Origin of the sequence: Curtobacterium sp. PhB128, from assembly GCF_004340725.1 — a bacterium.
GTDB lineage: Bacteria > Actinomycetota > Actinomycetes > Actinomycetales > Microbacteriaceae > Curtobacterium.
On record NZ_SLUR01000011.1, the window covers coordinates 98,167 to 109,789 of the forward strand.

At 74.0% G+C, this 11,623-nt stretch carries 10 protein-coding genes; 5 read left to right on the plus strand and 5 right to left on the minus strand.

Annotated features, from left to right (window positions below; translation table 11 throughout):
• Positions 1–5: 5 nt before the first annotated feature.
• The 5 genes from EDF23_RS16740 to EDF23_RS16760 are packed head-to-tail and all read right to left on the minus strand — an operon-like array spanning position 6 to position 5,455.
• Positions 6–1,358 carry a DUF58 domain-containing protein gene (locus tag EDF23_RS16740; RefSeq protein WP_123292241.1) on the minus strand — a complete coding sequence of 451 codons (1,353 nt, stop codon included), beginning with the start codon at positions 1,356–1,358 and terminating at the stop codon, positions 6–8.
• Positions 1,358–2,386: a MoxR family ATPase gene (locus EDF23_RS16745; RefSeq protein ID WP_243648967.1), complete on the minus strand. Its 1,029-nt coding sequence runs from the start codon at positions 2,384–2,386 to the stop codon at positions 1,358–1,360. The genes EDF23_RS16740 and EDF23_RS16745 overlap by 1 nt, the downstream gene beginning before the upstream one ends.
• Positions 2,383–3,615 carry a DUF4350 domain-containing protein gene (locus EDF23_RS16750; RefSeq protein WP_131922466.1) on the minus strand — a complete coding sequence of 411 codons (1,233 nt, stop codon included), beginning with the start codon at positions 3,613–3,615 and terminating at the stop codon, positions 2,383–2,385. Before EDF23_RS16750 ends, EDF23_RS16745 begins: the two co-directional genes overlap by 4 nt.
• Positions 3,612–4,253 (minus strand): DUF4129 domain-containing protein, encoded by a 642-nt coding sequence (locus EDF23_RS16755; RefSeq protein ID WP_131922468.1) that lies wholly within the window; start codon positions 4,251–4,253, stop codon positions 3,612–3,614. Before EDF23_RS16755 ends, EDF23_RS16750 begins: the two co-directional genes overlap by 4 nt.
• The gene (locus EDF23_RS16760) at positions 4,250–5,455 is read right to left on the minus strand and encodes a glycerophosphoryl diester phosphodiesterase membrane domain-containing protein (protein ID WP_131922470.1); all 1,206 of its coding nucleotides are present in this window, start codon (positions 5,453–5,455) and stop codon (positions 4,250–4,252) included. Before EDF23_RS16760 ends, EDF23_RS16755 begins: the two co-directional genes overlap by 4 nt.
• A 328-nt stretch (positions 5,456–5,783) precedes the next feature.
• On the opposite strand from EDF23_RS16760, the gene mtrA reads away from it, so the two are divergent.
• The 5 genes from mtrA (at position 5,784) to raiA (ending at position 11,510) form a co-directional block, all read left to right on the plus strand.
• Positions 5,784–6,458, plus strand: coding sequence for an MtrAB system response regulator MtrA (gene mtrA, locus EDF23_RS16765; protein ID WP_123292246.1), 675 nt, complete (start codon positions 5,784–5,786; stop codon positions 6,456–6,458).
• Positions 6,459–6,463: 5 nt separating this feature from the next.
• Entirely contained in the window at positions 6,464–8,185 is a 1,722-nt protein-coding gene (gene mtrB, locus EDF23_RS16770) for an MtrAB system histidine kinase MtrB (protein WP_243648968.1), read from the plus strand.
• Entirely contained in the window at positions 8,185–9,879 is a 1,695-nt protein-coding gene (locus tag EDF23_RS16775; RefSeq protein WP_131922472.1) for a GerMN domain-containing protein, read from the plus strand. Before mtrB ends, EDF23_RS16775 begins: the two co-directional genes overlap by 1 nt.
• Positions 9,880–9,979: 100 nt before the next feature.
• Positions 9,980–10,648, plus strand: coding sequence for a phosphoribosyltransferase family protein (locus EDF23_RS16780; RefSeq protein ID WP_131922475.1), 669 nt, complete (start codon positions 9,980–9,982; stop codon positions 10,646–10,648).
• Positions 10,649–10,808: 160 nt separating this feature from the next.
• The gene (gene raiA / locus EDF23_RS16785) at positions 10,809–11,510 is read left to right on the plus strand and encodes a ribosome-associated translation inhibitor RaiA (RefSeq protein WP_123292249.1); all 702 of its coding nucleotides are present in this window, start codon (positions 10,809–10,811) and stop codon (positions 11,508–11,510) included.
• Positions 11,511–11,623: the final 113 nt, after the last annotated feature.

Sequence of the window (11,623 nt, forward strand, 5' to 3'; positions counted from 1 at the left end):
CGGTTTCAGAGCCGGCCGGTCGCCTTCGCGCGCAGGTAGGCGTCGGCCACGAGCGGTGGGACGTCCTCCGGTGCGCCACGGACGACCTCGGCGCCACTCCGGCGGGCGACGTCGGCGACGCCGTCGGCATCGAGCAGGGTGCGTTCGGCGGCTGCCCGCCGGTACACGTCGCGCTCCGCGCCGGTCGGGAGGCCCGGCACGCGTCCGCCCCGCGCCGTGCGGATCGTCGTGGCCGGGTCCACCCCGCCGCGTGCGGTCCGCTGCACCGCCGGGTCCTCGATGCTCGTCACCACGACGGCGTGCCGCCGGGTGAGCCGGGGCAGCACCGCCAGCAGGTCGCCGGAGGCACCGACCGAGTCGAGGCTCGACGCCAGCACGACGAGCGCCCGAGAGGTCGTGATCGAGTCGACGAGCGCCGGCACGGCGGACCAGTCGGTCGCGGCGAGTCCGGGTTCCGCCATCGCGAGGGCCTCGCCGAAGCGCTGGACCACGTCGGTGCGGGTCGCCCCGTGCACACGGTCGTGGACGGTGTCGTCGAGGACCGCCAGGTCGACCCGGTCTCCGGCGGCCGCGGCCAGGGCGCCGAGGAGCAGTGCGGACTCGATGAAGGTGTCGAGGCGCGGTTCGTCCGCGACCCTGCCGGCGCCGGCGCGTCCGGCGTCGACGACGACCACGACCCGACGGTCGCGCTCCGGGCGCCAGGTGCGGACCACGAGGTCCTGCCGTCGGGCGGTCGCTCGCCAGTCGATGGAGCGGACGTCGTCGCCCCGGACGTAGTCGCGCAGCGAGTCGAACTCGGTGCCGTGGCCGCGGAGCTGCAGGGTGGTCTCGCCGTCGAGTTCGCGCAACCGGGCCAGCCGTGACGGCAGGTGCCGTCGCGAGCGGAACGGCGGGGTGACGACGAGTTCGCCCGGCGCCGTGACGACCCGCTGCCGGGCGGCGAGACCGAGCGGACCGAACGCCCGGACCGCGACGCCGGCCGTGCGGCGTCGACCGCGGCGGAACGGGGTGAACCGCATGCGGGCGGTCCGTCGTTCGCCCGCGGGCACCGTCATCCGGACCCGGCGCGGCCGGTGTCCGGCCGAGGGCTCCCACATGTCGCGGACGATGCCCCGGAGCACCCGCCCGCCGTCGTTCGCGAGCACGAGCGTGCCGTCGGCGGTGCTGTCCCGGCGGGCCAGTCGCGGCATCCGCCGTTCGACCCGCACGCGTGCCAGGTCGGCGGCGAGCAGGACGTCGAGGGCCGCGGCGAGCAGCACGACGACGACCCACGCCAGGCCGGCCCACCCGCTGGCGAGCAGCACGGTGGGCACGACGGCGACGGCGAGCAGCGCGACGAACCGGCCGGAGACCGCCACTAGATCGGCACCCGCACCTGCTCGAGCACCTGCTGGAGCACCCCGTCTGCGCCGACGCCCTCGAGCTCGGCGTCGGCGGCCACCCGGAGCCGGTGCCGCCAGACCGGCAGGGCCATCGCCTGCACGTGGTCGGGCGTGATGGCGTCGTAGCCGGTGAGCCACGCCCAGGCCTTCGCGGCGGCGAGCAGGGCCGTCGCACCGCGCGGGCTGACCCCGACGCGGACGGACGGTGCCTGACGGGTGGCACGGGCGAGGTCGACGATGTACGCCAGCACGTCGTCACGAGCACCGACGGCCCGGACGGCGCGCTGCGCGGCGAGGACCTCGTCGACGCCGACCACGGGGGTGATGCCCGCCGACCGGACGTCCCGCGGCACGAAGCCGTCGGCGTGCCGGCGGAGGACCTGCCACTCGACGTCGCGCGGCGGGATGTCGAGCGTCAGCTTCACCAGGAAGCGGTCGAGCTGCGCCTCGGGGAGCGTGTACGTGCCCTCGAACTCGATCGGGTTCATGGTCGCGGCGACGAAGAACGGGTCGGGCAGCAGCCGGGCGTCGCCGTCCACGCTGACCTGGCGTTCCTCCATCGCCTCGAGCAGGGCGGACTGGGTCTTCGGGGGCGTGCGGTTCACCTCGTCGGCGAGCAGCACGTTCGTGAAGACGGGGCCCTCGCGGAACGGGAACGTGCCGGTGGAGGCGTCGTACACGAGCGAACCGGTCACGTCGCCGGGCATCAGGTCCGGCGTGAACTGGATCCGCTTCGTGTCGAGGGACATCGCGGCGGCCAGGCTGCGGACGAGCAGGGTCTTGGCGACGCCGGGCACGCCCTCGAGCAGCACGTGCCCCTGCGCCAGGAGTCCGACGATCATGCCGGACACCGCGCCCTCCTGCCCGACGACGGCCTTGGCGACCTCGGCCCGGACCCGCCCGAAGGCGTCGCGGAGCCCGGGGTCGTGCTGGTTCCGGTCGTGCGGGGCGCGGTCGCCCGATGCGGGGACGTGCTGGTCGGGGGCAGCTGGCAGGTCGGTCACGGTCGTGCTCCTGGTCGGTCGTGGTCGGTGCTGGGACGGTCGCCCGAGGTGGATCGTCGGACGGCCCGTTCGAGGTCGTCGAGTGCCCTCGTGCCGTCGACGAGGGCGCGGTCGTCGGAGGTCGGACCGCCGACGAGGACGGCGCCGACGCGGTCGTGCGGGATGCCGGTGGAGCGGGCCGCTGCGCGGACGACGTCGTCGACGTGCGCGGACCGGGGGAGTCCGAGCAGCCGGCCGATCCGGCGCACCGCGGCGACACGGAGGGTGTCCAGGGCGTGGGTGCGGTCGTGGGTGCGGGCGTACATCCGGGCACGGCCCTCGGTGGTCTCGGCGGCGCGGACCACGACGGGCATCCGCTCGACGACGAGCGGCCCGAGACGTCGGCCCCGCCACACCGCGGCGGCGACGGCCACCAGGGCGAGCAGCGCGAGGCCGCTCGGCACCCACGGCGGCGCGAGCTCGCCGAGGGTCGGGGCGGCGTCGGGCGCGCCGACGGTCGGCGTGTACCAGGTGAGCCGGTCGTCCGCGCCGAGCAGGCCGAGGGCGAGCGCGGCGTTCCCGGCGGTCGTGATCGTGTCGTTGCGGAACGCCGACGTGGTGCCGACGAGGGTGACGTCGCCGCCGGGCGTCGCCGTGCGGACGAGTCCCCAGGCTCGGTCGTCGCCGCTGCCGGACGGCGCGCAGCGATCCGCGTCGGGGTCGTCCACCGTGTAGCCGTACCCGGCGGTGGACACCCGCGCAGCCGACGCCGCGGCCGGGATCGCGCAGGACGCGGTGGACACGGTGTCGTCGCCCTCGGGCGCGGTGGCCGTGGTGACGTCGAGGCCGAACGACGCGAACGGCGTGGAGTCGACGCCCACCAGGACCACGTGGTCGGCGGTCCGGGCGAGGCGCTCGGCGACGCCTGGGTCGAGGACGCCGTCGGAGTCGTCGACGAACACCGTGCCACCGTCGATCCCGTCGGCACGGTCGGTCACCCGGACGGAGGTGCCACGCTGCTCCAGGACCCGGACCAGCGCCGCCGATCCGCTCGCGGTGGTCGAGGTGGGGTCGAGCGGCCGGCGGTCCGGTCCCTCGGCGCCCTGCACCACGGCGGTGAGCACGGCGAGCACGAGCCCGACGAGCACGATCGCGATCCAGAAGCCGAACCGGAACCGGCGGCCCTCTGGCTGGTCCTCCGACGGCGCACCCGTGCGCGGCGCAGCGGCGGTGGCGGTGCTGGCGGTCATGCCGGTACCACCGGCCCCGAGGACCTGGCCGGACGAGCCTGGCGCACGGCGCGCTCGGTGTCGAGGACCCGGCGAGCGGTGCCCTCGTCGGCGTCGAGCCCGAGGTAGCGGACGGCGTCGAAGGCCGTCGCCGCGTCGTCGAGCGCCGCGGCCTCGGCGGGGAACGGCGCGGCACCCCGCACCGCGATGGTGCGTGCGGTGGCCCCGGGGACGTCCGGGACCAGGTCGCGCTCGCCGAGGCCGCGGGCCGTCGCACGGAAGCCGTCGAGGACCGCGGCCGACCAGTCGCCCCGGCGGATCGCGGACTGTGCGGCGTCGAGCAGTTCCCGGGCGGACCGGAGGTCGTCGTCGTCGAACACCCCGCCGGCGTCGTCCGCGCCGCTGCGTGCACGACGTCGCGGGAGCCCGCGGGCCACGACGACGAGCACGACGACGGCGACGAGCACCACGATCGCGATCACCAGGGCCGTGCGGGCCGCGACGGGGGAGTCGAGTCCGTCGGCGCGGAGCGACCCGAGCCAGTCCAGGAACGTCCGTGACGCCCGGTCCCACCAGGTCACGTGCGCGCCGTCGTACGCGGGCCGGTCGAGTTCGCGTTCGAGCAGACGGCGGGCCTCGTCGGGGTCGACCGCGGTCATGCGGTCCCGTCCGGCGGGCGGTGCTGCCCCTGCTGCGGCGGGTGTTGCGGCCACGGTTGCTGCGGTCCGGGCCAGGGCTGCTGCGCCTGCTGCTGTCCGGGCCACGCCTGCGGGGGCTGTCCGGGCCACTGCTGCGGCTGCTGCTGCGCCCACGGCTGCTGCTGCCCGGCCCACTGCTGCGGCGGCCACGGCGGTCGGGCGACCGGTGCGGACGGTGCGAACGGGTCGGCCGGCTGCCCGGTGTCGAGGTGCGAGGCGATGCGCTGGTCGAGGGCCTCGGTCCGGATCCGCCGGTCGATGGTGAGGAAGGTGACGACCGCCGCGCTCAGCACGTCGGTGACGCACTGCACCGCGATCGCGAGCAGGCTGCCGATGACGATCAGGACGAGGGCGCCCGCACCGATGCCCGAGGACGCGTCGGTCTGCCCGAGCGGGTCGAACACCCCGCCGACGAGCACGGCTCCGATGGTGAGCGGCGCCGTGGCGATCGACGCCGCGACCCCGAACATCACCTGCACGAGCAGCAGGCTGCCGAAGGTCCGCCAGAACGCACCGCGAGTGAGTCGCCACGACTGCGCGGCGGCGGCGAAGACCGGTCGGCCCTCGAGCGCGATGGTCGGCACGGTGAAGGCGAAGCGGATGCCGAGCCACGTCAGCACGACACCGAAGCCGAGCACCATCACGAAGACCGCCAGGACGAACCACCCGGCGCCGGCGCCCCCGGCACCGAGCGCCGCGAAGAACCCGAAGAACACCACCGCGACGATGATCCCGACGACGAGCCCCGCGCCGATCTGCACGAACATCCACGCGACGACCGGCCACCGCCGCCCGGCGAGCAACGCCCACAGGCCCCGGAAGGTCGCGCGACGGCCGAGCACCCGCTGGCCGGTGTCCGCGGCGACCGGCGCGACCAGGAAGCCGCGCCCGAGGTACGCCAGGAACGGCAGGCCGATCGTCAGCAGGATCCACAGCGTCACCGAGCCCGCGACGATCGTGTCGCCACCACCGCTGCCGTCGAACGCCGTCATCATCCGCGACTGCAGCGCCTGCTGGCCGAACGTGCTGACGAGGGTGGAGAGCAGCCCGAGCACACCGCTGAGCAGCACGCTCCAGAGCAGCAGGACGCGGGCGTTGCGGCGGAAGACCGTGAAGGCGCCGCCGAGCACGTCACCGAACCCGAGCGGGCGCAGGGGGATCACCGGACGCGAGCCGGATGGCGGACGACCGCCGGGGGGTCGACCCGGCCCCGGGGCGGGCGGCGGCGGCGCGGAGAAGCGGGGCGGGCCTCCCGGCTGTCCCTGCCACGCGCCCTGCTGCCCGGCGCCCTGCTGCCCGGCCCCCTGCTGACCACCGCCAGGCGTCTGCCAATCGGACATGACCTCGGCCCCCTTCGTCGTGTCGGTCCGCGCTGCGACGCGCGGTCCACCTCCATCCTGGCGGAAAACGCCGCGTGACGGGGCCTCGGCTATCGTGTGGGGACACGTGCCGACCCGGCACCACCCGCACGCCACACGGAGTCCACATCACATGACACCGCGCATCCTCGTCGTCGACGACGACCAGGCCCTCGCCGAGATGATCGGCATCGTCCTCCGCTCGGAGGGCTACGAACCCGAGTTCAGCGCTGACGGCAACGACGCCGTCGACGCGTTCCACAGCACGAAGCCGGACCTCGTCCTGCTCGACGTGATGCTCCCGGGCATCGACGGCATCGAGGTCTGCAAGCGCATCCGTGCCGAGAGCGGCACGCCGATCATCATGCTCACCGCCAAGAGCGACACCGCCGACGTCGTCCTCGGCCTCGAGAACGGTGCCGACGACTACGTCGTCAAGCCGTTCAACCCGAAGGAGCTCGTCGCCCGCATCCGCACGCGGCTGCGGCCGAGCGCCACCGACGCCACGGTGCTGCACGTCGGTGACGTGACGGTCGACGTCGCCGGGCACGAGGTCCGCCGCGGCGACACCGTCATCGCGCTCACCCCGCTCGAGTTCGACCTGCTCCGCGCGCTCGCCGAGAAGCCGAACCAGGTCTTCACCCGCGAGATGCTGCTCGAGCAGGTCTGGGGCTACCACTACAAGGCCGACACCCGCCTGGTGAACGTGCACGTCCAGCGCCTGCGCGCGAAGATCGAGCACGACCCGGACAACCCGAAGACCGTCACCACGGTCCGCGGCGTCGGGTACCGGGCCGGAGGAGCCTGACCACCGTGCCGCCCGCCCCGCCCGCCGGCACCGCTCCCGGCACGGCAGCCGGTGCCACCCCCGGCACGGCCACCGTGTCGATCGGGGTGGTCGGCCGCGGCCGACGACGGATGCGCCGCTGGGTCCGCCGTGGCTGGCGGCCCGTCGCGTACGTGTGGCGTCGGTCCCTGATGTTCCGCTCGGTCGCCATCACCGTGATGACGACCGGACTGGCGGTCGGGATCATCGGCACCGCCGTCATGGTGAGCATCTCGACGAACGTCTACTCGCAGCGCCGCGACCAGATCGAGTCGGAGTCGGCCCGCGCGACCATCGTCGCGCAGGGGATCTTCGACGCCGCCACCGCTGCCGAGGACAACAACCAGTCCGAGCTCGAGACGCTGCAGAACGAGGCGCAGCAGGCGATCCTGTCGAACACGACGAGCCCCGGCGGCACGAGCATCGCGATCGAGCGGAGCCCGGACCAGTCCACCCCGCAGACGCTGCAGACCATCGCGAGCCAGGACTTCCCGGACGCCGTCATCACGGACGCCCTGCGCAAGGAGGTCGGCGCGAACACCGGCAAGCTCAGCCTGCAGCCGGTGCAGCTCGACGACGACGGCCGCCGCGTGCCCGGGCTGGCCGTCGGCTCGACGCTGCAGATCCCGAGCGCGGGCCAGTACGAGCTGTACCTGGTCTACGACCTGTCCGATGCCCAGCAGACCCTCGACTTCGTGTCGCAGACGCTCTCGATCGGCGGCGTCGCGCTCATGGTGCTCATCGCCCTGGTGACCTCGCTCGTCGTCCGGCTGGTCGTGGTCCCGATCCGCGAGGCAGCGGAGACGAGCCGCAAGATCGCCGCCGGACGCCTCGACGAACGCATCCCGGTGCGCGGCCAGGACGACCTGGCGACCCTCGCGCGGAGCTTCAACGGCATGGCCGAGGCCGTCAGCCGGCAGATCACCCAGCTCGCCGAGCTCTCCCGCGTGCAGCAGCGCTTCGTGTCCGACGTGTCCCACGAGCTGCGCACGCCGCTCACCACCATCCGGCTCGCCGGCGACATGCTCTTCGACTCGCGGCACGCGTTCGAGCCGTCGGTCGGGCGCTCGGCCGAGCTGCTGCACGCCCAGGTGGAGCGGTTCGAGCTGCTGCTCGCCGACCTGCTCGAGATCTCCCGCTACGACGCGCAGGCCGTGCAGCTCGACACCGAGCCGTCGGTGCCGGCGGCGCTCGCCGCGGACATCGTCGAGGAGTTCCGCCCCCTGGCCGAACGCGCCGGCATCGACCTGCAGCTCGCGACCCCCGGCGGCCACACCACGATGCGACTCGACGCCAAGCGCGTCCGCCGCATCCTGCGCAACCTGGTCGGCAACGCGATCGAGCACGGCGACGCCAAGCCCGTCCAGGTCGTCGTCGACAGCGACGCCCGCACGGTCGCCATCGCGGTGCGCGACCAGGGCGTCGGGATGCCGCCGGAGGACGCAGCACGGGTGTTCGACCGGTTCTGGCGTGCCGACCCGAGCCGCAAGCGCACCATCGGCGGCACCGGCCTGGGTCTCGCGATCAGCCTGGGCGACGCGAAGCTGCACGGCGGTCGGATCGACGTGTGGTCGCGCCCCGGTCAGGGATCGACCTTCGTGCTGACGCTGCCCCGCAACGAACAGGTCACCGCCGCGACCTCGGCGATCCCGCTGCCCGAGCTCGACGAGTCGTACGACGGCCCCCGCGCCGTGCGAGAGGAGTCCTGATGCGCCCCCGTCTCCGTCCCCGCTTCCGGCACGTCGTCGCCGCGGCACTGGCGGCCGTCAGCGTGCTGGCGCTCACCGCCTGCGCCGCCATCCCCGTCGACGGCGCCGTCCGCACCGGGCAGACGATCAAGGACGAGTCGCTGTCCGGCGTCGACTTCCGGCCGGACAAGCCGATCACCGGATCCGACCAGACGGCGATCCTGCGCGGGTTCATCGCGGCGGCCACCGGCGCACAGGACAACTACGCCATCGCCCGGCAGTTCCTCGCCTCGGACTTCTCGCAGCAGTGGAACCCGCGGCAGGGCGTCACGATCCGCGACGGCAGCGGCACCGTCGAGCGCGCCGACGACCGCGAGCTGACGTACACGCTCACCGCGAGCGCGACGGTGGACTCCGAGGGGGAGTACACCCAGGCGGTCCGCCCGACCTCGTCCACGCTGACGTTCCAGTTCACCCGCGAGGACGGCGAGTGGCGCATCGCCTACGCCCCGGACGGCATCATCCTGTCCCCGGTGAGCTTCGACTCCGTCTTCCAGCAGCACGCCCTGTACTTCTACGACCCGACGTTCCGGTTCCTCGTGCCCGACGAGCGCTGGTTCCTCGCCCGCTCGTCCACCAGCACCCGCATCGCCAGCGCCCTGATGGCCGGTCCCGCCGACTGGCTGAAGGGCGCCGTGGTCTCGTCGTTCCCCGAGGGCACCCAGCTCTCCCTGAACGCGGTCACCATCGACAGCGGCACGGCACTCGTCGACCTGTCCAGCGACGCCCTGCGCGCCAGCACCGTCGACCGCGTCCGGATGCGCGAGCAGCTGAGCAAGTCGCTCGCCTCGGTCGCCACGATCTCGTCGGTGTCGATGACCATCGAGGGCGCGAGCCTGTCCGTCCCGGACTCGAGCGGGGCGAACGCGCAGCAGAACCCGGACGTCGACCCCCGCCCCCTCGTCGACGAGGACGGTGTGGTCGGCTACGCGGCCACGGGCACCGGCAAGGTCTCGAAGCTCGGCGGCGGCGTCGGCGACACCGTGGCCGGCCTCGACCCGACCTCGATCTCACTGTCCGCCTCCGGCACCACGGCCGCCGTCGGCAACCGCGACGGTGCCGTCGTCGTCCGCGGCGACGACCACCTGCGCGTCGACGCCCGCGAGGACCTCGTCGCCCCCGCGATCGACGACCTCGGGTTCGTCTGGGTCGGCCAGTCGTCGGACACTCGCCGGATCACCGCCTACGGCCTCGGCGGCGACCCGCACCAGGTCGCGACGTCGTTGCCGCGCGGTGACCTCGTGTCGTTCCAGGTCTCCCGCGACTCGACCCGGGCACTCGCCCTGATCCAGACCGCCGACGGCCCCGGCCTGTACGTGATGGCGATCATCCGCGGGTCCGACCGGTCCCCGACGTCGTTCGGCGCAGCCGTCCGGGTGCAGTCGGCCACCGGCGACGCGGTCGGGGCGACGTGGGTGAACGACACCGACGTGGCGTCGGTCGGGCAGACCACGGCCGGGCCGAACGTCGTCCGGACCACCATCGGCGGGCAGTCGAGCACCCTGCCGAAGCCGGACGGTCGTGCGACCTCGATCAGCGGCGGGAGCGGTGGTGCACTGCTGCTCCGGATGTCGAGCGGGTCGGTGCTGCAGTCCACCGGCGGCGGTTGGGACACCACCGGCGTGACCGCGGACGTGCTCGGCGTCCAGCGCTGACGTCGCGGTCACCCCTCCACACCCACCCCGGCCGGGAGGCCCGTCCACCGTCCGCACGGTCGGCCTACGACCGCCGTCCGGTCGCCACCACACTCGTCGCATGCGCACCGAGGATCTGCTCACGCCGTGGCGCGACGCGGTGCTCGCGGTGCTCGGCCTGTTCCTGCCGGTGGACTGCCTGGGCTGCGGACGGCCGGACCGTGCGCTCTGCCGGGCCTGCCGCGCCGCCCTGGTCGCGCGCCCGCGCCGGGTCCGACTCGTCGCGGGCGTGCGGCTCGACGCCGCCTTCGAGTACGAGGGACTCGTCCGGACCCTGCTGCTCGAGCTGAAGCTCCGCGGTCGGGTGGACGTCGCACGACCGCTCGGCGCTCGCTTCGGCTCGCTCGTGCGTGCCGCGCTCGCCGAGGCACCCGTCGGCACCGTCGTGCTGCGGGTCCCGCCGTCGCGGGCGGGGGCACGGCGTCGGGGGTTCGACCCCGTGGTGCTGCTGCTCGCCCGCGGCGGCGTCCGTGGCACCGGGCGGCTCCGACGGGTGCGGGTCCGGGGTGGACCGGCGAGCGGGGGGCCGGGCCAGAAGGAACGGACGGCGATCGAGCGGGTCGCCGCGACCGTCGGGACGCTGCGGGCGTGCGGGGTCGACGGGCGGGACGTGGTGCTCGTGGACGACGTCGTGACGACCGGCGTCACGATGGCCGAGGGGGTGCGGGCGGTCCGCGCCGCGGGCGGCCGGGTCGTCCGGTGCGTGGCCGTCGCGAGCGTCGAGGACTGACGGCTCGGTGAACACCGGGTGACCGCTGTGCGTCCGGTGGGTGTCCGGCAGACTCGCCGACGCACCGTGACGCGGGACCTGTGGCGGGTCTAGCCTCGCGGCAAGGCGTTCGGGTTCGCCGGATGGAGGCGACGCGCCGAAGCTCGATGGGAGCCGCGACATGGACGTGACGATCACAGGCCGGAACGTCGGGGTCACCGACCGATTCCGCACCTACGTCGAACAGAAGTCCGAGAAGATCGACGTGCTCGCTGACCGTGCGCTCGCCTTCGAGGTGCGCATCAGCCGCCACCACGAGAAGTCGGGCGGCAGCCAGGGCGAGGACCGCATCGAGCTGACGCTCATCGGTCCCGGGCCCCTCGTGCGGGCGGAGTCCGCGGCGTCGGACAAGTACGCCGCCTTCGACCTCGCCTTCGCCCGCATCATGGAACGGCTGCGTCGTGCTCGTGACCGGCGCAAGGTGCACCGTGGTCGTCACCGCCCGACCTCGGTGGCCGAGGCCGCAGGCAGTGGCTTCGACGGCATGGGGGTGGTCCCCGCTGACGGCCGCCTCATCGAGGACGTCGCCACCGGCGCGGTCACGGTCGTCGACGCCGACGCACCGGAGGACGAGGACGACGAGGTCTACAGCCCCGTGGTCATCCGGCACAAGGTCTTCGAGGCCGCCCCGATGACCGTCGACGACGCCCTGTACTTCATGGAGCTCGTCGGACACGACTTCTACCTGTTCGTGGACGCCGAGACCCACCGCCCGAGCGTCGTCTACCGACGCAAGGGCTGGGACTACGGCGTGATCGGCATCGACGACCAGACCGGTGCCGCGGCATCGGTGGACGCCGAGCCGGCCGCCGCGCTCGCCTGACGCGATCGCTGCGGACACCGTCCGACCCGTGTGTGCGCGGTCCGTTCGCGGGCCGCGCACACCGCTGCCCCCACACCGACGCCCCTCACAGCGCACGGCACCGGGGGGTTGCT

What these genes read in the sequence shown, in the direction of transcription:
- mtrA (WP_123292246.1), top strand. Translation starts at nt 5,784, where the DNA reads ATGACACCGCGCATCCTCGTCGTCGACGACGACCAGGCCCTCGCCGAG.
- EDF23_RS16755 (WP_131922468.1), bottom strand. Translation starts at nt 4,253, where the DNA reads ATGACCGCGGTCGACCCCGACGAGGCCCGCCGTCTGCTCGAACGCGAA.
- EDF23_RS16780 (WP_131922475.1), top strand. Translation starts at nt 9,980, where the DNA reads ATGCGCACCGAGGATCTGCTCACGCCGTGGCGCGACGCGGTGCTCGCG.
- raiA (WP_123292249.1), top strand. Translation starts at nt 10,809, where the DNA reads ATGGACGTGACGATCACAGGCCGGAACGTCGGGGTCACCGACCGATTC.
- EDF23_RS16775 (WP_131922472.1), top strand. Translation starts at nt 8,185, where the DNA reads ATGCGCCCCCGTCTCCGTCCCCGCTTCCGGCACGTCGTCGCCGCGGCA.
- EDF23_RS16750 (WP_131922466.1), bottom strand. Translation starts at nt 3,615, where the DNA reads ATGACCGCCAGCACCGCCACCGCCGCTGCGCCGCGCACGGGTGCGCCG.